Annotated in this window: 25 protein-coding genes; 15 read left to right on the plus strand and 10 right to left on the minus strand. The window is 57.4% G+C overall.

What is annotated here, in order from left to right; all coding sequences use genetic code 11:
* Positions 1-40 precede the first annotated feature (40 nt).
* The gene (locus OS189_RS15860) at positions 41-406 is read left to right on the plus strand and encodes a glycine cleavage system protein H (RefSeq protein WP_267168307.1); all 366 of its coding nucleotides are present in this window, start codon (positions 41-43) and stop codon (positions 404-406) included.
* Positions 407-409: 3 nt separating this feature from the next.
* Here OS189_RS15860 and OS189_RS15865 read toward each other — a convergent pair whose 3' ends face one another.
* The 3 genes from OS189_RS15865 to OS189_RS15875 all read right to left on the minus strand — a co-directional run bounded on the left by OS189_RS15865 (position 410) and on the right by OS189_RS15875 (position 4,565).
* Positions 410-1,315, minus strand: a complete 906-nt coding sequence (locus OS189_RS15865) for an inositol monophosphatase family protein (protein WP_267168308.1) — start codon at positions 1,313-1,315, stop codon at positions 410-412.
* Between the two features lie 68 nt (positions 1,316-1,383).
* Entirely contained in the window at positions 1,384-3,900 is a 2,517-nt protein-coding gene (locus OS189_RS15870) for an ABC transporter permease (RefSeq protein WP_267168309.1), read from the minus strand.
* Positions 3,897-4,565 (minus strand): ABC transporter ATP-binding protein, encoded by a 669-nt coding sequence (locus OS189_RS15875; protein WP_267168310.1) that lies wholly within the window; start codon positions 4,563-4,565, stop codon positions 3,897-3,899. The genes OS189_RS15870 and OS189_RS15875 overlap by 4 nt, the downstream gene beginning before the upstream one ends.
* Before the next feature lie 49 nt (positions 4,566-4,614).
* Between OS189_RS15875 and OS189_RS15880 the strand changes: the two genes are divergently transcribed.
* The 4 genes from OS189_RS15880 to preA all read left to right on the plus strand — a co-directional run bounded on the left by OS189_RS15880 (position 4,615) and on the right by preA (position 8,455).
* The gene (locus OS189_RS15880; RefSeq protein WP_267168311.1) at positions 4,615-5,283 is read left to right on the plus strand and encodes an arylesterase; all 669 of its coding nucleotides are present in this window, start codon (positions 4,615-4,617) and stop codon (positions 5,281-5,283) included.
* 135 nt (positions 5,284-5,418) lie between these two features.
* A complete protein-coding gene (locus OS189_RS15885; RefSeq protein WP_267168312.1) occupies positions 5,419-6,741 on the plus strand; it encodes an NAD(P)-dependent oxidoreductase in 1,323 nt (440 codons plus the stop codon).
* A 58-nt stretch (positions 6,742-6,799) separates the two neighbouring features.
* Entirely contained in the window at positions 6,800-7,138 is a 339-nt protein-coding gene (locus OS189_RS15890) for a DUF1428 domain-containing protein (RefSeq protein WP_267168313.1), read from the plus strand.
* 12 nt (positions 7,139-7,150) lie between these two features.
* Positions 7,151-8,455 carry an NAD-dependent dihydropyrimidine dehydrogenase subunit PreA gene (gene preA / locus OS189_RS15895; protein ID WP_267168314.1) on the plus strand — a complete coding sequence of 435 codons (1,305 nt, stop codon included), beginning with the start codon at positions 7,151-7,153 and terminating at the stop codon, positions 8,453-8,455.
* 11 nt (positions 8,456-8,466) lie between these two features.
* Here the strand turns inward: preA and OS189_RS15900 are convergent, their stop codons facing one another.
* A complete protein-coding gene (locus OS189_RS15900; RefSeq protein WP_267168315.1) occupies positions 8,467-9,090 on the minus strand; it encodes a TetR family transcriptional regulator C-terminal domain-containing protein in 624 nt (207 codons plus the stop codon).
* A 164-nt stretch (positions 9,091-9,254) separates the two neighbouring features.
* Here OS189_RS15900 and OS189_RS15905 point away from each other — a divergent pair, with 164 nt between their 5' ends.
* The 6 genes from OS189_RS15905 (at position 9,255) to OS189_RS15930 (ending at position 15,755) form a co-directional block, all read left to right on the plus strand.
* Positions 9,255-10,505, plus strand: a complete 1,251-nt coding sequence (locus OS189_RS15905; protein ID WP_267168316.1) for a Zn-dependent hydrolase — start codon at positions 9,255-9,257, stop codon at positions 10,503-10,505.
* A gap of 88 nt (positions 10,506-10,593) precedes the next feature.
* Positions 10,594-12,054 (plus strand): dihydropyrimidinase, encoded by a 1,461-nt coding sequence (gene hydA, locus OS189_RS15910; RefSeq protein WP_267168317.1) that lies wholly within the window; start codon positions 10,594-10,596, stop codon positions 12,052-12,054.
* Positions 12,055-12,081: 27 nt separating this feature from the next.
* Positions 12,082-12,867 carry an ABC transporter ATP-binding protein gene (locus OS189_RS15915; RefSeq protein WP_267168318.1) on the plus strand — a complete coding sequence of 262 codons (786 nt, stop codon included), beginning with the start codon at positions 12,082-12,084 and terminating at the stop codon, positions 12,865-12,867.
* 75 nt (positions 12,868-12,942) lie between these two features.
* Positions 12,943-13,863 (plus strand): ABC transporter permease, encoded by a 921-nt coding sequence (locus OS189_RS15920; protein ID WP_267168319.1) that lies wholly within the window; start codon positions 12,943-12,945, stop codon positions 13,861-13,863.
* A complete protein-coding gene (locus OS189_RS15925; RefSeq protein ID WP_267168320.1) occupies positions 13,860-14,702 on the plus strand; it encodes an ABC transporter permease in 843 nt (280 codons plus the stop codon). Before OS189_RS15920 ends, OS189_RS15925 begins: the two co-directional genes overlap by 4 nt.
* 57 nt (positions 14,703-14,759) lie before the next feature.
* The gene (locus OS189_RS15930) at positions 14,760-15,755 is read left to right on the plus strand and encodes an ABC transporter substrate-binding protein (protein WP_267168321.1); all 996 of its coding nucleotides are present in this window, start codon (positions 14,760-14,762) and stop codon (positions 15,753-15,755) included.
* 145 nt (positions 15,756-15,900) lie between these two features.
* On the opposite strand, the gene OS189_RS15935 is transcribed toward OS189_RS15930, so the two are convergent.
* The 4 genes from OS189_RS15935 to ettA form a co-directional block, all read right to left on the minus strand.
* The gene (locus OS189_RS15935; RefSeq protein ID WP_267168322.1) at positions 15,901-16,374 is read right to left on the minus strand and encodes a hypothetical protein; all 474 of its coding nucleotides are present in this window, start codon (positions 16,372-16,374) and stop codon (positions 15,901-15,903) included.
* A 28-nt stretch (positions 16,375-16,402) separates the two neighbouring features.
* A complete protein-coding gene (locus OS189_RS15940) occupies positions 16,403-16,954 on the minus strand; it encodes a L,D-transpeptidase (RefSeq protein ID WP_267168323.1) in 552 nt (183 codons plus the stop codon).
* A 158-nt stretch (positions 16,955-17,112) separates the two neighbouring features.
* Positions 17,113-17,319, minus strand: a complete 207-nt coding sequence (locus OS189_RS15945) for a cold-shock protein (RefSeq protein ID WP_007117950.1) — start codon at positions 17,317-17,319, stop codon at positions 17,113-17,115.
* Between the two features lie 258 nt (positions 17,320-17,577).
* Positions 17,578-19,233, minus strand: a complete 1,656-nt coding sequence (gene ettA, locus OS189_RS15950) for an energy-dependent translational throttle protein EttA (protein ID WP_267168324.1) — start codon at positions 19,231-19,233, stop codon at positions 17,578-17,580.
* A 276-nt stretch (positions 19,234-19,509) separates the two neighbouring features.
* Here ettA and OS189_RS15955 point away from each other — a divergent pair, with 276 nt between their 5' ends.
* Positions 19,510-20,124, plus strand: a complete 615-nt coding sequence (locus OS189_RS15955; RefSeq protein WP_267168348.1) for a nicotinate-nucleotide adenylyltransferase — start codon at positions 19,510-19,512, stop codon at positions 20,122-20,124.
* Here OS189_RS15955 and OS189_RS15960 read toward each other — a convergent pair.
* On the minus strand, positions 20,107-20,931 hold the full coding sequence (locus OS189_RS15960) for a DMT family transporter (protein ID WP_267168325.1): 825 nt from the start codon (positions 20,929-20,931) through the stop codon (positions 20,107-20,109). The two genes, OS189_RS15955 and OS189_RS15960, sit on opposite strands and share 18 nt — an antisense overlap.
* An 88-nt stretch (positions 20,932-21,019) precedes the next feature.
* Here OS189_RS15960 and dacB point away from each other — a divergent pair, with 88 nt between their 5' ends.
* Complete coding sequence (gene dacB / locus OS189_RS15965) at positions 21,020-22,531, plus strand: D-alanyl-D-alanine carboxypeptidase/D-alanyl-D-alanine endopeptidase (protein WP_267168326.1); 1,512 nt, start codon at positions 21,020-21,022, stop codon at positions 22,529-22,531.
* A 97-nt stretch (positions 22,532-22,628) separates the two neighbouring features.
* On the opposite strand, the gene OS189_RS15970 is transcribed toward dacB, so the two are convergent.
* On the minus strand, positions 22,629-23,051 hold the full coding sequence (locus OS189_RS15970) for a tellurite resistance TerB family protein (RefSeq protein WP_267168327.1): 423 nt from the start codon (positions 23,049-23,051) through the stop codon (positions 22,629-22,631).
* A gap of 122 nt (positions 23,052-23,173) precedes the next feature.
* Between OS189_RS15970 and OS189_RS15975 the strand changes: the two genes are divergently transcribed.
* Complete coding sequence (locus OS189_RS15975) at positions 23,174-24,754, plus strand: lysine--tRNA ligase (protein WP_267168328.1); 1,581 nt, start codon at positions 23,174-23,176, stop codon at positions 24,752-24,754.
* A 60-nt stretch (positions 24,755-24,814) separates the two neighbouring features.
* Entirely contained in the window at positions 24,815-25,216 is a 402-nt protein-coding gene (locus OS189_RS15980) for a DUF4864 domain-containing protein (RefSeq protein WP_267168329.1), read from the plus strand.
* The last annotated feature ends 2 nt before the right edge of the window (positions 25,217-25,218 follow it).

Genomic DNA, 25,218 nt, shown 5'->3' on the forward strand with positions numbered 1-25,218 from the left:
TTACAGCTTTGGCAATAAAGGCGGGCGGAGGGCCAGTAGCATGAAATTTACAGAAGAACATTTGTGGTTGCGCGTCGAGGACGGCGAAGACGAAATCACAGTCGGATTGACCACTTATGGCGCGGCTGAACTGGGCGAGGCCAAATTTATCGAACTGCCGGACGAAGGGGATGTCATCTCTATTGATGATCCGGTTGTTGTGATCGAAGCAGATGATGACGCAGTCGATATTCTTGCCCCGCTGGATGGCGAGGTCACAGAGGCCAACACACGTTTGATCGACGCGCCCGAAATCATTACCGAAGACCCGCAAGGCAACGGCTGGCTCTTCAAGATGAGCATTGATGATCCGGACGCGCTGGAAGAATTCATGTCGGAAGCGGTTTATCAGAAATACACCCGCTAAGGGCTATTCGCTTTTCTGCTCCGCGATAAGGAAGTTGAATACTTTTTTCAGCTTGTTCCATGTCGCTTTGTCAGGTGCGATCAGCAGATGACCGGTGTTGCGCGTGGCGGTGTATTCACCCCCGTCCAGCATTTCGACATGCGCACCGGCACGCGCCGCAATCAGCGCGCCTGCCGCGTGATCCCACGGATGCAGAAGGGCCGTCAGGCTGAAATCGGAAAAGCCTTGCGCCAGCAACCGGTATTCGTGCGCCGAGCAGCGCAGCGTGCTTACCCGTGCAAAACCGGGAAAGGTCGCCGCCAGTTGCGTTTGTGCCTCTTTGGGGAAGAGATGCAGCGGGATTATGCCCGACAATTCCTCCAGCGGCTTGCTCATGGCAACTTTCAGATCACGTGCGGCACCGAATGGGCGTTGCAGCTGGGGCGTCATCTCCTCATCCGCAATAACCCAATCATCGCCAACGGGATCATAGATCAGGCCGAATACCGGTTTGCCGTACCGTGTGGCGGCGATGATAACGCCGAACAGGGGCAGGCTGTGCGCGAAGTTCCATGTACCGTCTACCGGATCAATGTGAAATGCCAGTTGCGCATCTGCGATACCATCCAGCAACTCCGGCTTGTCGGCGACGGCCTCTTCTCCGATCACCAGTGCAGAGGGGAAGGCAATTTGCAGTGCGCGTGTGATCATGGCTTCGGCTTTGGTATCGGCGTCGGTGACCAGATCATTGCCGTTGGATTTTGTACGGATATCACCGTCTGACAGGCTGCGGAAACGGGGCATGATCTCAGCGCGCGCGGCTCGGCGCACAATGTTGATGATTTGCGTGCGTTGGGCAGGTGTGACCGCCGGTTCGAGGCGGGCTGGCAGGTTTCCGGTTTCGTCGGACGAGGTGTTTTTTTCAGACATAATGGCGCTCCTTGTTGGACTATATCTACGCCGCCGCCATGCGAAGGGCAAAGGGGAAGCGGCGGTAATTATTCACGCGCGCGCAGCACCCGTGCCGGACGGGCCTGAAGCGCGCGGCGGGCAAAACCCAGCCCCGCCAGCACGGTTGCTGTAATGCCGCCCGCGATGATCAACAGGGCAGAGGACCAGATCACAGTATAATCCGTCTCCATCACGAATCGGCTCACCGCCCAGCCGCCAAGGATTCCTGCCAGCAGCGCAACAGCACCAGCGGCAAGGCCCAGCAAGGCCGCGCGCAAAATAAAACTGGCCGCGATCATTCGGCGCGATGCCCCCAGTGTTTTCAGCATCGCCGCTTCGTAAGTGCGCGCATCCGCCCCCGCTGCTGCTGCGCCGATCAACACCAGAAACCCTGTCAGCAGGGTTGCCGCTGCGCCGTATGATGTGGCCGCTGCCAACCCGCCCAGCACATCGGCCACGCGGTCAATCGCGTCGCGGACGCGAATTGCGGTGATGTTGGGATAGGCCGAGGCCAGATCACGTAGAATAGCCGCCTCTGCCTGTGGTTCGGCATAGACGGTTGAGATGAACGTATGCGGCGCACCCTCCAGGGCGGCGGGGTTCATGGTAATGATAAAGCCGATACCGGCGGTTGAAAAGTCAACCTCTTGAAAGCTGGCGATTTCGCCGGTGATGTCACGGCCAAGGATGTTGACGGTTAGGGTGTCGCCGATCTTCAGGCCCATTTCCTCGGCTTCTTCTGCGGCAAAGCTGATCAGCGGCGGACCGGTATAGTCGGGCGCCCACCATGTGCCTTGTGTTATATTGGCCTTTTCGCCAGCAGTGGCCGCGTATGTGACGCCGCGGTCGCCCTCAAGCACCCAGTGATCGCCGGCGGTGTCGCGCGCAGGTGCGCCGTTGATCTGGGTGATCACGCCGCGCAGCATTGGCGCGCTGTCAATCCGGCTGACGGCGGAGTCATCTGTCAGACGTTTGGTATAGCCTTCCATCTGGTCGCGCTGGATATCGACAAAGAAATAGCTGGGCGCGATGTCGGGCAGGTTACCAGCAATTGCCTGACGCAGGTTGCCGTCAATCTGGCCCACGGCGGCCAGCACCGAAAGGCCAAGGCCAAGCGACAGTACAACCGCACCCGCCCCTTCGCCAGTGCCGCCGATGGCCGCCATTGCCCAGCGCCAGCGCGGATATCCGCGTAAGCGGCGGCCTAACCCGCGTGCTGCGATGCGGATCACGAATGCGGCACAGGCCAGCAGCGCCAATGCCCCTGCAATGCCCCCCAAAGTCCAGAGGGTCAGCCACCAACTGCCGTTAAACCACCCTACCAATGCCACAAGTGCTGCGGTGACAGTCGCTGTGGCAAGGATATAGGGCAACGCAGGCAGGCGGCGGGCTCCGTCCCATGCATCGCGAAACAACGTGGCTGCACGGACGCTGTCGGTGCGCGCAAGCGGCCAGAGCGTGAAGATAAAGGCGGTCAGGATACCGTACAGCGCGGCTTCGATCAGCGGAGCGGGGTAGATACCAAAGCTCGCCGGAACGGGCAGACGCGCCTCCAGCACGGGGGCAAGGGCCAGCGGCGCAAGCGCGCCAAGCGCCACGCCCATCGCCACGCCAAGTATGGCGAGGACACCGATCTGGATAAAGTAGGTTTGAAAAATGGTAGCGCGGTCTGCACCAAGGGCGCGAAGGGTTGCGATAACTTCGGTTTTGCGCGCCAGATAACTGCGCACCGCAGCCGATACACCCACCCCGCCAACCGCAAGACCGGACAGGCCCACAAGGATCAGAAACGCGCTGAGCCTGTCAACAAACTGCGCGACACCCGGCGCTCCGTTGCGCGCATCGCGCCAGCGCATTCCGCTGTTGGCGAATGTCTGTTTTGCCTCAACCTCAAGCGCGGGAATGGATGTGTCGGGCGAAAGCATCAGGCGGTATTTGCTGTTAAACAGCGTTCCGGCAGACAACAGGCCGGAGGCGGCAAGACTGTCACGCAACACCAGCGTGCGCGGGCCGAGCGCGAAACCCGCAGCAGCATTGTCAGGCTCGCGCATGATTTCTGCGCTCAGCCGCAGGGTCTGGGTGCCAAGGGCGAACGTATCGCCCACCGTCAGGCCCAACCGATCGATTAATGCACGCTCCATCACCGCGCTGGCGATGCCGTTGCGAACAGAAAGCGCATCGGCCAGTGGTATATCGGGCTGCAAGACAACTGTGCCAATCAGCGGATATTGCGCGTCAACAGCTTTTACCTGGGTTAGTGCGCGGTCCGTTCCCGTACTCGCCATGGAGCGGAACTCGGCAATTTCGGACACGGCGAGAGATTGCGCCTGCATCCATTCAAGTTCTGTTGCGTCGGCAAAGCGGTAGGTGAGCTCAAGCTCGGCGTCGCCGCCCAGCAATGCGGCACCTTCACGGGCCAGCCCCGCCTCGATGCCGGATCTGACCGATCCTACCGCGGCGATTGCGGCCACGCCAAGGGTCAGGCACGCCAGAAACAGCCGGAACCCGCGCAAACCACCGCGCAATTCGCGGCGTGCAAATCTGGTGGCCAGTCGCAGGCTCATGCGATTTGCCCGTCGCGCAGCGTGATCACCCGGTCACAGCGCGCCGCCAGCGCATCGGAGTGTGTGACCAGCACCAAGGTCGAGCCGTGCCGGTCGCGCAGATCAAACAGGAGGTCCATGATCGCATCGCCATTGGCACTGTCGAGATTGCCTGTGGGTTCATCCGCGAGCAGTATTGCGGGCCGTGGCGCGGTCGCGCGGGCAAGCGCCACGCGCTGTTGCTCGCCCCCTGACAGCTGCGCGGGATAGTGGCCGGTGCGCGCCCCAAGGCCGACACCCTGCAACGCCTCTGCGGCACGTTCGAACGCGTCTTTGTGCCCCGCCAGTTCCAGCGGGGTGGCGACATTTTCAAGCGCGGTCATCGTGGGGATCAGGTGAAAGGACTGAAACACGATGCCCATCCGGTCACGGCGGAACCGCGCCAACGCGTCTTCATTCATTGCCGTCAGATCGTGGCCCATTGCATGAACGCTGCCGCCGGTCGCCTGCTCCAACCCGCCCATGATCATCAGCAGCGATGATTTGCCCGAACCCGAAGGCCCGACAAGGCCGATGCTCGCTCCCGCAGTGATGTCGAGCGTGATGCCGCGCAGGATTTCGACAGGTCCGGCATTGCCATTCAGGCGCAGGGCTGCATCTTTGAGGGAGAATATTGGATTGCTCATGGGGTGCCCTTTTGTTGGCGTCCCTACGGGATATGGAGAGATTGACGCGATGCGCAAGGTTTGGATGGGTTTTCTTGTGGTTTGGGTCAACGTCTTTGCGCTGGTCGGTACTATCGCGCAGGCGGGCGAAGTTGTGATTGCGGCATTGGGTGATAGTCTGACGCAGGGCTATGGATTGACGCAGGAAAACGGATTTGTGCCGCAGCTGGAGGCGTGGCTGCGCGACCACGATGCTGACGTACGGCTGATCAATGCGGGTGTGTCCGGTGATACAACCGCAGGCGGGCTGGCGCGGGTCGGATGGACACTGGAGCCGCAGGTGGATGCCATGATCGTGGCGCTGGGCGGCAATGATCTGTTGCGCGGTCTGGACCCGGCGCAAGCCCGCAGCAACATCGAGGGGATACTGCAAGCCGCACAAAAGGCGGAGGTGGAGGTTCTGTTGATCGGGATGCAGGCACCGGGAAATTTCGGGGCCGACTACAAATCGCGGTTTGATGCGATTTATCCCGAACTGGCACAAGCCTACGGGACAGAGTATTTCGAAAGCTTCTTTGCCGGTCTGTCAGATGGGCAGGCCCCGACAAACCCCGCCGCATTACGTCAATGGTTTCAGCCGGATGGCATCCATCCGAATGCCGAAGGCGTGGCACGTATTGTGCAGGCGATCGGGCCTGCGGTGCTGGCGCTGATTGCCGGGGTGGACGGCCAAAGCTGAGCTGTGGCGCTGTGTTTGCCTGCCATTGCAGGTAGTATAAAAGCGCGACAGGCGATAAATTTTACCAGTTGATAAAAAAATAGACCTGTGCAAGCGTGAAATCCTACCCATACGATTTAGGCAGAGGATGCGCAGATGGCAGACAGGATATTCGAGGCCGGAGTACAGGCCGGACGCTTGGACCCGCAGACCTATGAAACCCATTTTGCCGACCTGCATCCGCCGCTGGATGGTCACGAGGCGCTGGTTGCCGCAGACCGCTGTTACTTCTGCCATGATGCGCCCTGCATTACGGCCTGCCCGACAGATATCGACATCCCGCTGTTCATTCGCCAGATCGCAACAGGCACCCCTGATGCGGCGGCCAAGACAATCCTGAGCCAGAATATTCTGGGCGGGATGTGCGCGCGCGTCTGCCCGACAGAGCAGCTGTGCGAGGAAGCCTGTGTGCGCGAAGCAGCAGAGGGCAAGCCGGTGCTGATCGGCCAGTTGCAGCGCTATGCCACCGACCATTTACAAGAGCAGGGGCTGCACCCATTCACCCGCGCTGCAAGTACCGGCAAGCGGGTCGCCGTTGTGGGCGCAGGGCCGGCAGGGTTAAGCGCGGCGCACCGTCTGGCAATGCTGGGCCATGACATTGTGATGTTGGATGCACGGGCAAAACCGGGCGGCTTGAACGAATACGGCATCGCAACTTACAAAACACCCGACGGCTTTGCGCAGGGTGAAGTGGATTGGCTGCTGAAAATCGGCGGTATCACGGTCATGACAGATCGCGCGCTGGGCCGTGATGTGACGCTGGACGAGCTTAATTCCGATTATGACGCCGTGTTTCTTGGTCTCGGGCTTCGCGGTGTGAACGCGCTGGGGGTTGATGGTGATGACAAGGATGGCGTGCTGGACGCTGTCGATTTCATTGCTGATTTACGGCAGGCATCAGATGTGGCGCAGGTGCCCGTGGGCCGCGATGTCGTGGTGATCGGCGGCGGTATGACCGCCATCGACGCGGCGGTGCAATCCAAACTGCTGGGCGCGCTGAACGTAACACTTGTTTACCGCCGCGGACGCGACCGCATGAACGCGAGTGTGTTCGAGCAGGATCTGGCCGCTTCCAAGGGTGTGCGGATTGTCACCCACGCTGTTCCGCGCGCGATTCACGGCAACGGTGCCGTGCGCGAGATTGAATTTGAATATGTTGGCGAGGATTTGACCCCCACGGGCCAGACCCTGCGCCTTGCTGCGGATCAGGTTTTCAAGGCAATTGGCCAGACGCTCAGCGGATCGGGATTACCCGCGCTTGAAGGGCGCAAGATTGCGGTAGACGAACGGGGCCGCACAAGCATCGAAGGTATCTGGGCAGGGGGCGATTGCGCCGCTGGTGGTGATGACCTGACAGTTACGGCAGTGGCCGAAGGCCGCGATGCCGCGATGGATATGCACGCGGTTCTGATGGGGTAGACCGGCATGGGCCAACTGGATGGTCCCGATATTTCTGGGAGGAAAAACTGTGTATGTAATGAGCTTTGTCGCCGCTGTGCCGACAGCCAACAAGGACAGCTATCTGGCGCACTGCAAGGAGGCCGCCAAGATATTCAAATCCCACGGTGCGCTGCGTGTCGTTGAATTGTGGGGTGATATGATTCCCGATGGCAAGATGACATCCTTTCCGCTGGCCGTTGCCGCCAAGGAGGGGGAAACCGTCGTGACCGGCTGGCAGGAATGGCCTGACAAGGAAACCTGTGACGCCAACATGGAGAAAGCCATGCAAGACCCGCGCATCGCTGACATGGGTGCGATGCCGTTTGACGGTGCGCGTATGATTTATGGCGGGTTCCAGACCCTCGTTGACGTTTAGGAGCAATTTGACATGGCTGATCTGACAACCGACTTTCTGGGCATCAAATCCCCCAATCCGTTCTGGCTGGCATCCGCGCCGCCGACCGACAAGGAGTACAACGTCCGCCGTGCATTCGAGGCAGGCTGGGGCGGGGTGGTCTGGAAGACACTGGGGTCCGAGGGGCCGCCGGTGGTGAATGTGAACGGGCCGCGGTACGGCGTGATCCACGGTGCCGACCGGCGGGTGCTGGGCCTGAACAACATCGAATTGATTACTGACCGTGATTTACAGACCAATCTGGATGAAATCACGCGGGTCAAAGCCGATTACCCCGACCGGGCCTTGATCGTGTCGATCATGGTCCCGTGTGAGGAGCAGGCGTGGAAGGACATCCTGCCGCGTGTGGAGGCAACCGGTGCAGACGGGATCGAGCTGAACTTCGGCTGTCCGCACGGCATGTCAGAACGTGGGATGGGGGCCGCGGTGGGGCAGGTGCCCGAATATATCGAAATGGTCACCCGCTGGTGCAAGCAGTATTACTCCAGGCCCGTGATCGTAAAGCTGACGCCGAACATCACCGATGTGCGCCTGCCCGCAGCGGCGGCAAAACGCGGCGGTGCGGACGCGGTAAGCCTGATCAACACGATCAATTCGATTGTCTCGGTCAATCTGGACACGATGAGCCCCGAGCCAAGCATTGATGGCAAGGGAAGCCATGGCGGATACTGCGGACCTGCGGTTAAACCCATCGCGCTCAGCATGGTGAGCGAGATCGCGCGCGCCCCTGACACAGCGGGTCTTCCCATCAGTGGCATCGGCGGCGTGACAACGTGGCGCGATGCGGCGGAATTCATCACGTTGGGCTGCGGAAATGTGCAGGTTTGTACGGCGGCGATGACCTATGGCTTCAAGGTTGTTCAGGAAATGATCAGTGGTTTGTCCGAGTGGATGGATGAAAAGGGCCATACTTCTATTCAGGATTTCAAAGGTGCGGCGGTTCCGAACACAACCGACTGGCAGTACCTGAACCTGAACTATGTGACCAAGGCGTCAATCAGTCAGGATGATTGTATCAGCTGCGGGCGGTGCTACGCAGCGTGCGAAGATACCTCGCATCAGGCGATTGCGATGTCCGAGGACCGCACATTCACCGTGATTGATGAGGAATGCGTGGCCTGTAATTTGTGTGTCGAGGTCTGTCCGGTAGAAAATTGCATCACCATGGTCGAGATGGAGGCAGGCTCCACCGATCCGCGTACAGGCAAGGTTGTCGAGGAGGTGTACGCCAACTGGACAACCCATCCGAACAATCCGGCGGCCACCGCTGCCGAATAATCCGTGACTGATCATTCGGTTTCGGGTGTAAGCAACTGGCGAAACATCTGTTCCAGATGGGCGTGAGCACGTTTGGTGGGGTCTTGTCCGGCAAGCAATACGGATAGTTGCGCGCCAAAATCTGCGTAGTGCTGTGTGGTTGCCCAGATCGAAAAGATCAGATGCGCGGGATCGACGGGCGCCAGTTGACCAGCGTCGATCCAGCGTTGGATCAATGCGCATTTGCGATCAAACAGTGGTTTGAGTTCGTCCTTCAGGTGCGTTGTGATGCGCGGCGCGCCTTGCAGGATTTCGCCTGCGAACAGTTTGCTTTCGGCGGGCAGGTCCAGCGAGATATCTAGTTTGTGGCGCACATACCCCAGCAGTTCTTCAACAGGGTCCCCTTCGGGATCAAGCTCGATCAGCGGGTCAAGCCATGTTTCCAGAAGCTGGCTGAGCAGGGTGACATAAATTTCCTTTTTCCCGTCAAAGTAATAGAGCAGGTTTGGCTTGCTGAGGCCCGCACCTTTGGCGATAGCATCAAGCGTGGCGCCGCCGTAGCCATCGCGGGAGAAAACATCGAGAGCGGCGTCCAGAATCAGGCGGCGGTTGCGCGTCTGGATGCGGCTCGGCTTTTTTACGGGTTGGTCGGTCACGGAAGGCTCGCTGCGGTTTGCGGAAAGGGCAGTTGGTCAAATTCACTGGAGTTCTTTCTAAAGCAGTTCTTGACAGACATGAAGGGAGGCGCAATCGTTGCTTTACCAATTGGTAAAATTTTTGGCCGCCTGCGCGGCTCAACCCGACAAACAGGAGCCAGCCTATGCCAGCGTCCGGACAGAACCTCAAAATCAACCCTGACCGTTTGTGGAACAGTTTGATGGAGATGGCGAAAATCGGGCCGGGGGTGGCGGGAGGCAACAACCGTCAGACATTGACAGACGAAGACGCGGAGGGCCGTGCACTGTTCCAGAGATGGTGTGAGGACGCAGGCTGCACCATGGGGCTGGACCAAATGGGCAATATGTTCGCGCGCCGCGAGGGCACGGATGCCGATGCGCTGCCTGTGTACGTCGGCTCGCATCTGGACACGCAGCCAACGGGCGGCAAGTATGACGGTGTATTGGGTGTGCTGGGTGGGCTGGAGATTTTGCGTACGCTCAATGACCTGAACATCAAAACAAAGCATCCGATTGTAGTAACAAATTTCACCAACGAAGAAGGCACGCGTTTTGCGCCCGCGATGCTGTCATCGGGCGTCTTTGCGGGCGTTCATACGCAGGACTGGGCGTATGAAAAGACCGATGCGGAGGGGAAAACTTTTGGTGACGAATTAAAGCGGATCGGGTGGCGCGGTGAAGAAGAGACAGGCGCGCGCAAAATGCATGCATTTTTTGAGTTACACATCGAACAAGGCCCGATTCTGGAGGCCGAGGGCAAGGATATCGGAATCGTCACGCACGGTCAGGGCCTGTCGTGGACGCAGGTGACTGTCACCGGCAAGGACAGCCACACCGGATCAACACCGATGCCGATGCGCCGGAACGCCGGCCTTGGCATGGCGAGGATTCTGGAAAAGGTAGAAGAGATAGCACTGAGCCACGCCCCCCATGCGGTTGGCGCGGCAGGGCATATCGATGTCTTTCCCAACTCGCGTAATGTGATCCCCGGTAAGGTGGTGTTTACGGTGGATTTCCGTTCGCCCGAACTGAGCGTGATTGAGGATATGGAAGCGCGGCTGCGTGTCGAGGCGCAAAAGATTGCCGATGATATGGGATTGGGAATTGAATTCGAGAAGGTTGGCGGGTTTGATCCTGTGGCCTTTGACGAGGGGTGCGTGACTGCTGTGCGAAATGCGGCGGAGCGGCTGGGTTACAGCCATATGAATCTGATTTCAGGCGCCGGGCATGATGCCTGCTGGATCAACCGCGTGGCGCCGACGGCGATGGTGATGTGCCCTTGTGTGGACGGGCTGTCGCACAATGAAGCGGAGGAGATCACCAAGGAATGGGCGATGGCGGGAGCGGATGTGCTGTTGCATGCGGTTGTGGAGACGGCGGAGATTATTCGCTGAGCGGGGCGTGGATATCTCGGGTCGGATCGGGGCCAGCCCCGAACCCCGGGATGCTTAGGGCCAAAAGAAATAGTTGGGGAGAATTGATGTGACCAAGGTAATCAAAGGCGGCACGGTTGTTACGGCGGACCGGACCTGGAAAGCGGATGTGCTGATCGAAGGCGAGAAAATTGCGCGCATCGGCGAGGACCTGGTTGGTGACGAATACATTGATGCCGAGGGAGCTTATGTGATCCCCGGCGGGATTGATCCGCATACGCATCTGGAAATGCCGTTTATGGGCACCACGGCGGCCGAGACATTTGAGAGCGGGACTTGGGCTGCTGCCGTTGGCGGGACCACGATGATTGTGGATTTCTGCCTGCCGGGTGAGGACGGCTCGATCAAGAATGCAATCAACGAGTGGCACCGCAAGTCCGCGCCGCAGATTTGTGGCGATGTGGGCTATCACATGGCGATCACGGGCTGGGACGAGAACGTCTTTAACGAGATGAAAGACGCTGTGGATATGGGGGTGAACTCGTTCAAGCATTTCATGGCGTATAAAGGCGCGTTGATGATTGAGGACGACGAGATGTTTGCCTCTTTCAAGCGCTGTGCGGAGCTGGGCGCGCTGCCGATGGTGCATGCGGAGAACGGCGATCTGGTTGCGGAACTGCAGCAGAAGTATTTTGATGAAGGGATCACGGGGCCTGAGGGGCATGCCTATTCCCGCCCTCCGGAGTTGGAGGGGGAAGCGGCCAACCGTGCGATCACGATTGCAGATACGGCGGGAGTGCCGCTGTATATTGTGCATGTTTCGTGCGAGCAGACACACGAGGCGATCCGCCGTGCGCGCCAGAAGGGTATGCGGGTATACGGGGAGCCTTTGGTCCAGTTTTTGACGTTGGATGAGAGTGTGTATTTTGACACGGATTGGGATTATGCCGCGCGTCGGGTCATGTCACCGCCATTTCGCAGCAAAGATCATCAGGACAGCCTGTGGGCGGGATTGCAGGCGGGATCGTTGCAGGTGGTTGCGACGGATCACGCGGCTTTCAGCACCGAGCAGAAACGGGCCGGTCGCGATGATTTCCGGATCATTCCGAACGGGTCGAACGGATTGGAAGAGCGTCTTGCCGTGCTGTGGACAGAAGGTGTTGAGACAGGGCGTCTAACGATGAACGAGTTTGTTGCCACAACCAGCACAAATGTGGCGAAGATACTGAACATCTACCCGCGCAAAGGTGCGATAGTGGAAGGGGCGGATGCGGATATAGTGGTGTGGGATCCGAAAATTACCAAGACAATTTCCCCCGCAAATCACCATTCGGTGTTGGATTATAACGTGTTTGAAGGGTTCGAAGTACGGGCGCAAAGCCGGTTTACCCTTAGCCGAGGAGAAGTGATTTGGGCTTGGGGGCAGAACTCGCAGCCTAATCCGGGCCGCGGCAGGTTTATCCCGCGGCCTGCTTTCCCGAGTGCGAACGTGGCGTTGAGCAAATGGAAAGAGCTGAATGCGCCGAAGATGATAAAACGCGATCCGTTGAATATTCCGGCCGGGATTTGAGACGTTTGTGCAGACAGGAACTGATTTGTGAGTGAGCCGCAAAGCGTTATCAGCGCTAGAAACCTAGACCTGACGTTTCAGACCAACGATGGGCCTGTCCACGCGTTGAAAGGTGTTGATCTGGATATCAGACAGGGCGAATTCGTCAGCTTTATCGGGCCGTCTGGCTGTGGAAAGACAACTTTTTTGCGGGTGATGGCCGATTTGGAGCAGCCTACGGGGGGGGAGATTACCGTAAATGGAGTCTCGCCACGAGAGGCGCGGGAGGCGCGGGCCTATGGGTATGTTTTTCAGGCGGCGGGGCTGTATCCCTGGCGTACGATTGGCGGTAATATCCGGCTGCCGCTGGAAATTATGGGTGTGCCGAAGGCCGAGCATGCGGAGCGGGTTGCACGGGTGCTGGAACTGGTTGAACTGGCTGGGTTCGAGAAGAAATTCCCGTGGCAGTTGTCGGGGGGGATGCAGCAACGGGCGAGCATTGCGAGGGCGCTTTCGTTTAACGCCGATCTGTTGTTGATGGATGAACCGTTTGGCGCGCTGGATGAAATTGTGCGCGATCACCTGAACGAGCAGTTGCTAAAGCTGTGGGACAGGACGGGGAAAACCATTGCTTTTGTTACACACTCGATCCCCGAAGCAGTGTACCTGAGTACCAAGATTGTGGTGATGTCCCCCCGTCCGGGACGTATTACAGATGTAATTGAAAGCCCGTTGCCGAAAGAGCGGCCTTTGGAAATAAGGGAAAGTGCGGAATTTCTGGAGATCGCCCATAGAGTGCGTGAAGGGCTGCGTGCGGGGCATGCAGATGATTGAGCATTGCAGTGATACCGCGCGGCGCGCGTCGGTGACGACGCCCCGCCCGCCATCCCGCAGAGCGGAGTATCTGTTGTGAAGTCGGTTTTGCCAGTGCTCACTGTGATAGCGGCGATCCTTGGCATCTGGTTGCTGGCGGTTATTCCGATGAACATGCATCTGGTCGCGGATCAGGCACAGCGTGACGGCGCGGTTGTTCAACCCGAAACACCCGCCGCGCGTCAGGGCCTGAGCGGCGCGGCCCTTGCGGTGCGCAACCCCGCGTTGATCCCGCTTACGTACAGTTTCAAACGGCCAAGGCTGCCCAGCCCGCAACAGGTGGCGGGCGAGATGTATGAAACGATATTTGCCAAAAAGATCACCTCGAAACGGTCACTGGTCTATCACGGATGGGTCACGCTGGCGCCGACCTTGTTGGGATTTGCGATTGGCACGGGATTGGGGATTCTGTTGGCTGTGGGGATTGTGTACAGCCGTGTTATGGACCGTTCGGTCATGCCGTGGGCGATTGTGAGCCAGACAATCCCTATTCTGGCGTTGGCACCGATGGTAATTGTGGTGATGGGATCGATGGGCATACAGGGGCTGTTCCCCAAATCCCTGATTGCGGCTTATCTGTCTTTCTTTCCTGTGGTCGTGGGCATGGTCAAAGGCCTGCGCAGCCCCTCTGCGATGCAGCTGGATTTGTTGCGCACCTATAATGCAACCGGCAGTCAGGGGTTTTGGACATTGCGGCTGCCTGCATCCGCGCCCTATCTGTTTGCATCGCTGAAAATCGGTGTTTCGGCATCGCTGGTCGGCACCATTGTTGCGGAACTGCCCACCGGCGCGCGTGCGGGGTTTGGCGCGCGGATGCTGGTGGGGGATCAATACGGTCAACCGCTTGTGTCTTGGGCAGCGCTGTTTGCGGCGGCCTTGACGGCTGCTGCATTGGTGGGGCTGTTTAGTGCGATCGAGCGTATCACCCTGCGTCGCATGGGGATGGCAGCCGCATGATGTATATAATCGCAGCAGTATTGATATGGGTCGCAGGCTGGTGGCTGAACGTGCGTCTTGCTAACGGTGCGACATCGGACCGGATGGCGGTAAAATTCATGATACCTGCAATATTTGGCCTGACTATTGTGATTGTCTGGGAACTGCTGGTACGGGGGTTTGAGGTAAATCCCGTTATTTTGCCCGCACCATCCTCGGTGCTGCTGCGGTTGGTGGATGAAGGGCCTATCCTTTGGGCAGATTTCCGGCAGACGATTCTGAAAGGTGCCGTAAGCGGCTATGTCATCGGCACTGTTGCGGCTTTTGTGGTAGCAATCATTGCAGACCGTTCGGATTTTCTGACGCGGGGCATTCTGCCGGTTGGCAGCTTTATGGCTGCACTGCCCATCGTCGGCACCGCGCCGATATTTGTGAAGTGGCTGGGCAGCGATTGGGAGTCCAAAGCTGCGGTTGTTGCGGTGATGGTGTTCTTTCCCATCCTTGTGAACACTGTTGCCGGACTGAAAGACACCAGCGGTATGCAGCGTGATCTGATGCGCACCTATGCGGCAGGGTATTGGCAGACGCTGTTCAAACTGCGCCTGCCCAGTGCTGCGCCGTTCATTTTCAACGGTCTGAAGATTGGTACGACGCTGGCCTTGATCGGCGCGATTGTTGCTGAATTCTTCGGCTCTCCCACGGTTGGAATGGGGTTTCGCATTTCTACCAGTTTCGGCCAGCTTGCGCTGGATATGGTGTGGGCCGAGATCGTGGTGGCGGCATTGGCGGGCAGTGCGTTCTATGGCGCAATGACATGGATGGAAAAACGGGTAACCTTCTGGCACCCGTCGCAACGATAACGATGACCCTGCCTGAACGGGGCGCGATATAAAACCAACCGACTTGGAGGTCGAAAGATGAAAAAATTTGTAATGGCTGCGGCATGTGCCGCTGGACTAACAGCCGCACCCGCATTTGCGGACGGACATGCAAACACAGTGAAATTGCAGTTGCAGTGGGTCACGCAATCACAATTTGCGGGATATTATGTGGCGCAGGACAAAGGATACTATGAGGAAGAAGGGCTGGAGGTAACGATCCTTCCGGGAGGGCCGGACATCGCACCGCCACAGGTATTGGCGGGGGGCGGCGCTGATGCGATGCTGAACTGGATGCCATCGGCGCTGGCCGCGCGCGAGAAAGGTCTGCCGGTGGTGAACATCGCACAGCCCTTTAAGACATCCGGCCTGATGCTGACGTGCTGGAAAGATACCGGCATCTCGTCGGTGCAGGATTTCAAAGGAAAAACCATCGGCGTCTGGTTTTTTGGTAACGAGTATCCGTTCCTGAGCTGGATGAGCAAGGAAGGCATCAGTACGGATGGCGGTGACGAGGGTGTCACGGTCCTCAAGCAGGGGTTCAACGTGGACCCGCTGTTGCAGCGTGAGGCCGATTGTATTTCGACGATGACCTATAATGAATACGGTCAAGTGTTGGATGCCGGAGTGAATCCTGACGAGCTGATTACTTTCAAATATGAGGATCAGGGCGTGGCCACATTGGAGGATGGCATTTGGGTGCTTGAGGACAATCTGGATGATCCTGTGTTTGTCGACAAAATGGTACGCTTTGTCCGCGCCTCTATGAAGGGTTGGAAGTACGCGGAAGAGAACGCAGAAGAAGCGGGCGCGATCATTATCGAGAATGACGAAACCGGTGCGCAATCAGAAGAAGCACAGGTACGGATGATGCAGGAAGTCGCCAAGCTGACCGCAGGTTCAAACGGCGCATTGGCCGAGGCGGATTACCAGCGAACGGTTGATACACTGCTTGCGGGTGGATCTGATCCGGTGATTTCCAAGCAGCCTGAGGGTGCATGGACAAATATGATCACGGACAAAGCGCTCAACTAAGTCCGTTGCGATTTGAGGAAAGGGGCCGGTACATTTCACCGGCCCCTTCATGTTTTCAAGGAAAAGCACAAAGGGCAGAATTATCTGGGTTTTTCTGAAAAGGATTGCCGCTATGGATTCACTCAATTGATCCAGAACAGCAACGCTAGGCCGCAACTTGCGGCGAAAAAGAAATGCAAAGGCAGATAGCGGCCCTGTAAATGTGTATATTGAACTTTGTGTCGGTGATGTAGGCAGCCAGCTTCGATCCAGCGCCGCCTTGCACGATAAGACGCTGTAGCAACCGTGCATAAGTGCGCCACATCGCGGGCTGAATAAATGCAAATGCCGTGCCCCCCAGCAGCGTAACGAGGGCGAGGGTGGCGCGGGCGGCCAGATCCCTGTCGCCATTGAACGGGCCGATCAGGCGCGTCTCTTCAAGAAGAGAGATCACGACGAGCGCACCGAAACAGACGAGCGAGATCATCCACATGTGTTTGCGCATTCTGTCGCACTCCGCATCATTTGGTGTCGAGCGTTCGATTGCGTTAAATGGCGCCAAATCTAAATCATCATGGAATATGGTCGATGACTGCCGAACGAAATGATCGTTACAAATGAAAAAGGCCGGTGAAGTCACCGGCCTTTCATCAATGGGGTTTATCGCCTTACAGGACGGTTACTTTGGTGCCGATTGGCACGCGCTTGTACAGGTCTTTGACGTGTTCGTTCAACATGCGGATACAGCCGCTTGATACTGAACGGCCGATGGATTTTGGGGCAGTTGTACCGTGAATACGGTAATATGTGTCTTTACCGCCTTGAAACAGATACAGCGCACGCGCACCCAGCGGGTTGCCCGGGCCGCCGGGCTGGGCATCTGTGTTGCCGACAAAACGGGCGTAGGCTTTCGGATCACGTTCGATCATCTCGTTTGTGGGGCGCCATGTGGGCCACTCTTTCTTGACGGAGATCGTGGCCGTGCCGGTAAATTCAAGACCGGCTTTGCCGACACCTACGCCATAGCGCATCGCTTCGCCGGGGGCGGTGACATAATACAGGTAATAGCTGCGCGGCAGGATCAACAGTTCGCCCACCTTGTAGCTCTTTTTAATTCGTACCATTTGTGGCGTTGGATCAAAAACAACAGTCTTCGCCATTGCGATCTGCGGCAGTGCGGTGGCGGCAAGTGTGCTTGCGATAAATGTACGACGGAGCATGGATGGGTCCTTTTGCAGCATTGGATTGTTTCTAATGTCTCAATAGTTGCGACATTATCAAGCTATAAACAGAAAAAACCGGCCATCCGTTGCAGAATGGCCGGTCAAATCTTTGTGTGCGTCCGGATCAGGAAGGTTTTCCCGTCCGGCAATCCAGCTTATGCGAGCGCGATGTTTGTCGCGGACTCGCGGCCATCACGGCCTGCTTCGATGTCAAAAGTCACTTTCTGGTTGTCTGCCAGACCTGTAAGGCCTGCGCGCTCAACAGCAGAAATGTGTACAAACACGTCTTTGCTGCCGCCATCGGGTGCGATAAAGCCGAAGCCTTTTGTTGTGTTAAACCATTTTACGGTGCCAGTAGCCATTCCGTAGTCTCCTAGTATAGTGCGCCATCCGCGTTGTGCGATGGCTTGGCGTGGTCGTTCTGAGTTCGATCTGCGCCGTGTTAGGGAGACAGTGGGTCGAAATAGATAAACGTTAGCCAGACAGAACATAGGGCGGACAAAGGATTCGATCAAGGCCTGTACAGGGCATTGGCAGCTTTTGGCCTGCGGCCAAAAAAAGGGGCGACCCGAAGGCCGCCCGAACGCGAAACGCGAGATAGAACAGATGGCAGAATACGCCTAGCGCACGAACTTTTTGTGCTTCAGGCGCTTTGGCTCAAGCGCATCGGCACCCAAGCGGCGCTTTTTATCTTCTTCATAGTCGGTGAAACCGCCCTCGAACCATTCGACATGGGCATTGCCCTCGAAGGCGAGGATATGTGTACAAATACGGTCAAGGAAGAAGCGGTCGTGCGAGATGACAACAGCGCAGCCAGCGAAATCGACAAGCGCGTCTTCCAGCGCGCGCAGGGTTTCGACATCAAGATCGTTTGTCGGTTCGTCCAGAAGCAGTACGTTGCCGCCCGATTTCAGCAGGCGCGCCATGTGCACGCGGTTGCGTTCACCACCAGACAGCAGCCCCACCTTTTTCTGCTGGTCACCGCCTTTGAAGTTGAAAGACGAGCAATAGGCGCGTGAGTTCACCTCAGCATCGCCAAGCTGGATCAGTTCCGCACCGCCCGAGATCGCCTGCCAGACGTTATCATCCGGGTTCAGATCGTCACGCGACTGGTCAACGTAGGACAGCTGCACGGTGTCACCGATTTCGATCGTGCCGGAATCGGGCTGTTCCTGACCTGTCAGCATTTTGAACAGCGTTGATTTACCCGCACCGTTGGGGCCGATCACGCCGACAATGCCACCGGGCGGCAAAGAGAAGCTGAGGTTTTCAACCAGAAGCTTGTCGCCCATCGCTTTTGTCAGACCTTCGACATCCATAACCTTGGAGCCAAGACGCTGGCCGCTGGGAATAACGATCTGGGCGTTGGCCAGTTTTTCACGCTCTGACTGTTCGGCCATTTCGTTGTAGGACTTGATACGGGCTTTGGATTTCGACTGGCGCGCTTTGGCCCCCTGACGCATCCATTCAAGCTCGCGCTCAAGCGTTTTCTGGCGCGATTTGTCTTCGCGCGCTTCCTGACTAAGACGTTTTGCTTTTTGTTCCAGCCAGTCGGAATAGTTCCCCTCATAGGGAATGCCACGGCCACGGTCGAGTTCCAAAATCCAGCTGGTGATATCGTCAAGGAAGTAACGGTCGTGGGTGACGATCAGGATCGTGCCTTTGTAAGCGATCAGGTGCTGCTGCAGCCAGGCGATTGTTTCGGCGTCGAGGTGGTTGGTCGGTTCGTCAAGCAACAGCATTTCCGGCGCTTCAAGCAGCAGTTTGCACAGTGCGACGCGGCGCAATTCGCCGCCCGATAGTTTGGAAATATCGGCATCGTCGGGCGGGCAGCGCAGGGCTTCCATGCTCACGTCGATCTGGCTGTCGAGGTCCCAAAGGTTCTCGGCATCAATCTGGTCTTGCAGGGCAGCCATTTCATCGGCGGTTTCGTCAGAATAGTTCATCGCCAGTTCGTTGTAGCGATCAAGGACCGCCTTTTTCTTGGCAACGCCCAGCATGACGTTTTCCCGCACGGTCAGGCTCTCGTCGAGCTTTGGTTCCTGCGGAAGATAGCCGACTTTGGCCCCTTCGGCGACCCAAGCTTCGCCGGTGAAATCTTTATCCAGCCCTGCCATGATCTTCATCAGGGTGGATTTACCCGCGCCGTTAACGCCAACAACACCGATTTTCACCCCCGGAAGGAAGTTCAGGTGGATGTTTTCAAAGCACTTTTTGCCGCCGGGATAGGTCTTTGAGACCCCTTGCATGTGATAGACGTATTGATAAGCGGCCATGGCGCGACTCCTCGTGTGTGTCAGGATTTGCCCTGCAATATCGGTCGGGGCGCGCAAGATCAACGGCACACAGTGGCACGGCGTGAGTTGGTGTGGGAATGCCCGCTGGATTGAGCCGCCTCGCCAGATGGTTTTGCCCAAATTGATTGTGATAGGTGGGGCGGGAAGTGCCAAAAACTACAGCTTGGTTTTCCAGCATGATGGATTGCACGCGATTGACAAACAGGTTGTCATCCCGTCACTTCCAATCCTGCACATTGTCCGGAGATCATTTTGATATTTCGCCACGAAATCCCCTATGCGTCATCCGGTCAGGTGATTGGATTGCTGGGCGGATCATTTGATCCTGCGCACGCAGGCCATGTGCATATCACCCTTGAGGCGCTCAAGCGGTTTGGTCTGGATCAGGTATGGTGGCTGGTCAGCCCCGGAAACCCGCTAAAATCCCGCGGACCCGCCCCGTTGGCGCAGCGCGTCGAGCGGGCGCGCAGTTTGATGGATCATCCGCGCGTGCAGATTACCGACATCGAGGCACGTATCGGCACACGCTACACCGCCCAGACCTTGCGCGCCCTGCAACAGCACTATCCGGCACAGCGGTTTGTATGGCTGATGGGCGCTGATAATCTGGCTCAGTTCCATCTGTGGCAGGATTGGCAAGGTATCGCCGAAAGCGTGCCGTTGGGTATTCTGGCACGTCCCGGACAGCGCATTTCGGCCCGGATGAGCCGGACTGCCAAGTTTTATGCGGACTACCGGATAGCCGGGCGCAATAGCCAACTGCTGTCCCATGCGCGCGCGCCCGCATGGTGCTTTGTGAATGTGCCGATGATAAATGTATCATCTTCAGCAATCCGCGCGTCTGGTGGGTGGTCAGCGCAGGCGCGCTGATGCTAGACCGGCAACAAGGACCACGACAAGGCCGGTCCAGGTCCATGCATCGGGCAAATCCGCAAAGATGATCCAGCCCAACCCTACAGCAGCGACAAGCTGAAAATAAACAAGCGGCGCAACACGCGTGGCAGGCGCAAATTTATAAGCATAGAGCAACAGTAAATTCCCGAGCATGGAGCAGAGAGCAGAAGTGGCGGTGAGTGCCGTAACGGCACCGGAGAATGCGGGAAGGTTGACAATGCCAAGCGGCAACAACAGCAATGCCGCGATAAATAGCTGGGTGAACGTCAGCGCGATCGGGCTGCCCAGATGACCAAGCCAGCGCGACATTGTCAGAAAGACGCCATAGCACGCACCAGCGGCCAGCGCCCACAAGACCCCGACACTGGCCCCCAAGCCAGGACGAACAACAATCAGAACACCGATAAACCCCAGCAAAACCAGAGCCGAACGCATCCGCGTCACAGGTTCGCGCAGAAAGATCACCGCAAGGACATAGCTGATCAGCGGCCCCACAAAGAACGCGGCAAAAACCGTTGCAATCTGCTCGACCTGAAGCGCCATTTGGATAGAGGTTATCCCCAGCGCCAATGTGGCAGCCCGTGCCCATATACGCCAATCGAGGAGTAGCGCCCAAGCATTACGTGAAACAAACGGCAGTACCATAACGGCACCAACCGCAAATCGTGACCAGGCAACAAAGATGGGGGCAATGTCGAAGGTGCCTGTCAACAACTTGCCTGCGCTGTCCCCCGCGGGGATCAGCGACATTGCCAGAAACATGATTAATACAGCGCGTTGCATGGCGGTGCGCTATCACGGGCTTACGCGGGGGGGAATGTGAATTATCGGTCCTTGTAGCTGCTTACGGATTCGGGGTAATCCATGGTTTATGAAACGCGTATTTTCACGACGGAACTTTCTGGGCTCGGCTGCTTCGGCCGGCTTTATCGGAGCAGGAGCCGGCCTATCGCGGGGGGCATATGCCAGCCCGCCGGCAACATCGCTGCGTCCCGTCCTGCGCGGCGAGGATTTTTTCAAGCGTGCGGTACGCGGTGTTGACGACATTCTTGCTCAGGCAAAACTGGCAGGCAAAGTCTCGTTCGCAGTGTCTGACGCCGAAACCGGTCTTGGGTTGGAAAGCCGCGAGGCGACAACAGGGCGTCCTCCGGCAAGTGTGACAAAAACGGTCACGGCATTATACGCACTGGATGCTTTGGGTGAAGATCACCGTTTCGAAACGCGCCTGATGGCCACAGGCGGCATCATAAACGGAGAGATTGAGGGCGATCTGATACTTGTCGGCGGCAGTGATCCGACACTGGATACCGATGCATTGGCGACGATGGCGGCCAATCTAAAATCTTCGGGCATCATCGGCGTCAAAGGCGCGCTGAAAGTGTACGAAGCGGGCCTTCCCGTCATGCCGCGCATTGATGCTGCCCAACCTGACCAGGTCGGCTATAACCCCGGCGTTTCCGGATTGGCGCTGAACTACAACCGCGTTCACTTCGAATGGAAGCGCGCAAACGGTAAGTACGCCGTTACCATGGAAGGGCGCACAGACCGGTATCGCCCCGCCGTGCGCATGGCAGTGATGCAAATTCGCGACCGCGCCACACCGGTTTACACTTACGAAGATGTCAGTGGCATCGATGCATGGACCGTGGCGCGCGGTGCGTTGGGGGGCAATGGATCACGCTGGTTGCCCGTTCGCAAACCCGGCCTTTACGCGGGTGAGGTTTTCCAGAGCCTTGCAGGCGCCCATGGTATCAGGCTGTCTGCGCCCGAATTGATCGACACCCTTCCCGCAGGTGAAACACTGGTAAGTCACAAAAGCGCCAATCTGCGCAGCCTTGCACGTGACATGCTGAAATGGTCCAATAACCTGACGGCTGAAATGCTGGGCCTCGCAGCTACCGCGGCAAGCACCGGAAAACCTGAAAACCTGAAAGCATCCGCAGACCAGATGAACATCTGGGCACGCGAAAACCTCGGAATGAAAAGCGTGGCCTTGGTGGACCACTCCGGCTTGGGGGATGCCAGCTTAATGACCGCCGAAGACATGGTCACAGCGCTGGTCAAAATGCATAGCACCGGCCTGCGCGATATTCTGAAACCGATTGCCATGCGCGACGACAAGCGCAAAGTGATCAAAGACCACCCCATTAAGGTGGATGCCAAAACAGGTACGCTTAACTTCGTTTCCTCTCTCGCAGGATATCTGAGTGGACCGGACGGCACAGAAATGGCCTTCGCGATTTTCGCCGCTGATGAAGACATACGCACAACACTGACGCGCGCTGAACGCGAACGCCCTGCAGGTGGCGCAAGCTGGAATCGTCGCGCCAAACGAATGCAGCAACAACTTATAGAACGTTGGGGCGTCCTCTACGGCGCCTGATACCAGACCACCTATTTCTTTTGGTCAAAAATATCCCGGGGGAGGCTTCGCTTTGCGAAGGCGGGGGCTGGCCCCCCTTGTGCCCCTCTATCCGCGCTTAGGTCAGATGGCGTGCACGTGCACCGCGCTCAATCGCAGCCGCGTGCAGGCGGTCAATGTCCAGCTCATAACGGATTTCTTCGAGTAGACGAAGTTCGGCTTCTTCCAGTGTTCCATCCGCCGCCGCCACATCACAGGCAAGCGCATAGGCTGTTTCGTTTAACCGGTGCGGCAGTGCTTCCTTGATCAGTCCGAACAGCGCATCCAGCCCGTCCTCCTGCTCGAATAGGTCGAACACCATTTGGCTGACGGTTTTTATCCGGTCCACATCGAAATCCGCAAAAATTGGCAGCAAATTCACTGCGGTCTGGATCTTGATCAACTCTGTAGTGCCGATGTTCTCGTCAGAGGCAGAGATTGCAACCATAACGGCAACTAGACAATCTTGCGCGCTCAAGGTGAGGGAAGGGTTTTCGGGCATCTGATCACTTTCTGTGCATGGCTGGGCCTGAGGACGAGATTATTGACGACACTGGCGTTGCACAATAGATGAAGCCACAGTTGCGCGATAGTGCGCTGGCGATTAATTTCGGGAAGTTTGATATGTCTGAGACGCGGGAAGCAGCACTGCAGAGCAAAGCGTGGCCTTTTGAAGAAGCGCGCCGTGTACTCAAACGGTATTCCGGGAAGATGCCGGAAAAGGGTTATGTTCTGTTTGAAACAGGCTATGGTCCGTCCGGATTGCCCCATATCGGCACCTTCGGCGAAGTAGCGCGCACAACGATGATCCGCCGCGCATTCGAAGTGATCAGCGACATCCCAACGCGGCTGATTTGTTTTTCCGATGATCTGGACGGAATGCGCAAAGTGCCGTCAAACGTGCCCGACCCCGACGCGCTTGCGGAGCATTTGCAAAAGCCGCTGACATCGGTGCCTGATCCGTTCGGTACTCACGAAAGCTTTGGTCATCACAACAATGCCATGTTGCGGCGTTTTCTGGATACGTTCGGATTTGAATACGAGTTTTACTCGGCGACCGAATTCTACGCATCGGGCCAATTTGATGAAATTCTGATGCGGGCCGCGGAAAAATACGATGAAATCATGGCGGTGATGCTGAAATCATTGCGCGAAGAACGCCGCCAGACTTATTCTATCTTCTTGCCGATCCACCCCGAAACGGGCCGTGTGATGTATGTGCCGATGAAAGAGGTAGATGCCAAAGCGGGCACAATTACCTTTGACACGCCCGAGGGTGAGGAAATGACACTGCCGGTCACAGGCGGCAACGTAAAACTCCAGTGGAAGCCGGATTTCGGTGCGCGCTGGGCGGCGCTGGGCGTGGATTTTGAAATGTATGGCAAAGACCATTCCACCAACACACCGATCTACGATTCAATCTGTAGGATACTTGGCGCCCGCGCGCCCGAGCATTTCACTTACGAGCTGTTTCTGGATCAGGATGGGCACAAAATTTCGAAATCCTCGGGCAATGGTCTGACGATTGACGAATGGCTGACATATGCCTCGTCGGAGTCGCTGTCCTATTTCATGTATCTCAAGCCCAAGACCGCCAAGCGGATGTATTTCGATGTGATCCCCAAGGCAGTCGATGAATATCACCAACAATTGCGCGCCTATGAAACCCAGGACATCAAAGCCCGGCTGAACAATCCGGTCTGGCACATTCACAGTGGCGATGTGCCCAAGTCGGATATGGTTGTGCCGTTTTCAATGCTGCTCAACCTCGCGTCTGTTTCCTCGGCAGAGGACAAAGCGCAGCTTTGGGGATTTATCCAGCGGTACGCACCAGAAGCGACTCCGCAAACCCATCCGGGAATGGATGCCGCGGCCGAACATGCGGTGCGCTATTTTAATGATTTCGTTAAGCCTGAAAAAGTATTCCGCGCGCCCACGGACAAAGAACGTGAGGCTCTGGAAGATTTGCGCGCCCGTCTGGCTGCATGGGAGGGTGGGCTGGACGCCGAAGCGCTGCAATCAGAAGTATTTGCATGCGGTCGCGACCGTTTTGATCCGCTGCGCGATTGGTTCACAGCGCTGTACGAGGTTTTGTTGGGAGCATCTCAGGGGCCACGGTTTGGCGGTTTTATCGCGCTTTACGGCGTTGATGAAACCATTTCCCTGATTGACGATGCTTTGACCGGAAAACTTGTCGAGGCGTGAAACTATTGTCCTGTGGCCCGCGTGCGTTAGGTAACGTAACGCGGGTGAAAGGGGCAAGAGATGCGAAACGGATTGATGGCGGCGGGACTTATGATTGCCAGCGTGACAGGCGCGCAGGCGCAGGACGCGGAAATACGCGACACAATCACCCGACAGTTTGACGCCTTCAAACTGGACGATTTTGCAACTGCATTCAGTTTCGCCAGCCCCGATTTGCAGCGGTTTTTCCAGACGCCGCAAAACTTCGGCAGCATGGTAACACAGGGCTATCCGATGGTCTGGCGCCCCGCGAAAGTTGATTACCTCGAACTGCGTGAAGAAAACGGCACCTTTTGGCAGAAGGTGCAGATTGTGGATGATAAGGGCCGCGTTCATTACCTTGAATACCGGATGCAGCAAACCCCGAAGGGGTGGCGCATAGGTGCTGTGCAGATACTGGATGCGCCGGGCGCGGCCGTCTGAGC

Source organism: Sulfitobacter sp. F26169L, assembly GCF_026410285.1.
Lineage (GTDB): Bacteria > Pseudomonadota > Alphaproteobacteria > Rhodobacterales > Rhodobacteraceae > Sulfitobacter.

Bases quoted from the DNA above. Each gene is read 5' to 3' on its own strand.
- OS189_RS15940 (WP_267168323.1), bottom strand. From the start codon at position 16,954: ATGCTCCGTCGTACATTTATCGCAAGCACACTTGCCGCCACCGCACTG.
- OS189_RS15890 (WP_267168313.1), top strand. From the start codon at position 6,800: ATGAGCTTTGTCGCCGCTGTGCCGACAGCCAACAAGGACAGCTATCTG.
- OS189_RS15860 (WP_267168307.1), top strand. From the start codon at position 41: ATGAAATTTACAGAAGAACATTTGTGGTTGCGCGTCGAGGACGGCGAA.
- dacB (WP_267168326.1), top strand. From the start codon at position 21,020: ATGAAACGCGTATTTTCACGACGGAACTTTCTGGGCTCGGCTGCTTCG.
- OS189_RS15945 (WP_007117950.1), bottom strand. From the start codon at position 17,319: ATGGCTACTGGCACCGTAAAATGGTTTAACACAACAAAAGGCTTCGGC.
- OS189_RS15975 (WP_267168328.1), top strand. From the start codon at position 23,174: ATGTCTGAGACGCGGGAAGCAGCACTGCAGAGCAAAGCGTGGCCTTTT.
- OS189_RS15880 (WP_267168311.1), top strand. From the start codon at position 4,615: ATGCGCAAGGTTTGGATGGGTTTTCTTGTGGTTTGGGTCAACGTCTTT.
- OS189_RS15870 (WP_267168309.1), bottom strand. From the start codon at position 3,900: ATGAGCCTGCGACTGGCCACCAGATTTGCACGCCGCGAATTGCGCGGT.
- OS189_RS15960 (WP_267168325.1), bottom strand. From the start codon at position 20,931: ATGCAACGCGCTGTATTAATCATGTTTCTGGCAATGTCGCTGATCCCC.
- ettA (WP_267168324.1), bottom strand. From the start codon at position 19,233: ATGGCCGCTTATCAATACGTCTATCACATGCAAGGGGTCTCAAAGACC.
- OS189_RS15930 (WP_267168321.1), top strand. From the start codon at position 14,760: ATGAAAAAATTTGTAATGGCTGCGGCATGTGCCGCTGGACTAACAGCC.
- OS189_RS15865 (WP_267168308.1), bottom strand. From the start codon at position 1,315: ATGTCTGAAAAAAACACCTCGTCCGACGAAACCGGAAACCTGCCAGCC.
- OS189_RS15875 (WP_267168310.1), bottom strand. From the start codon at position 4,565: ATGAGCAATCCAATATTCTCCCTCAAAGATGCAGCCCTGCGCCTGAAT.
- OS189_RS15925 (WP_267168320.1), top strand. From the start codon at position 13,860: ATGATGTATATAATCGCAGCAGTATTGATATGGGTCGCAGGCTGGTGG.
- OS189_RS15980 (WP_267168329.1), top strand. From the start codon at position 24,815: ATGCGAAACGGATTGATGGCGGCGGGACTTATGATTGCCAGCGTGACA.
- OS189_RS15905 (WP_267168316.1), top strand. From the start codon at position 9,255: ATGCCAGCGTCCGGACAGAACCTCAAAATCAACCCTGACCGTTTGTGG.
- preA (WP_267168314.1), top strand. From the start codon at position 7,151: ATGGCTGATCTGACAACCGACTTTCTGGGCATCAAATCCCCCAATCCG.
- OS189_RS15970 (WP_267168327.1), bottom strand. From the start codon at position 23,051: ATGCCCGAAAACCCTTCCCTCACCTTGAGCGCGCAAGATTGTCTAGTT.
- OS189_RS15885 (WP_267168312.1), top strand. From the start codon at position 5,419: ATGGCAGACAGGATATTCGAGGCCGGAGTACAGGCCGGACGCTTGGAC.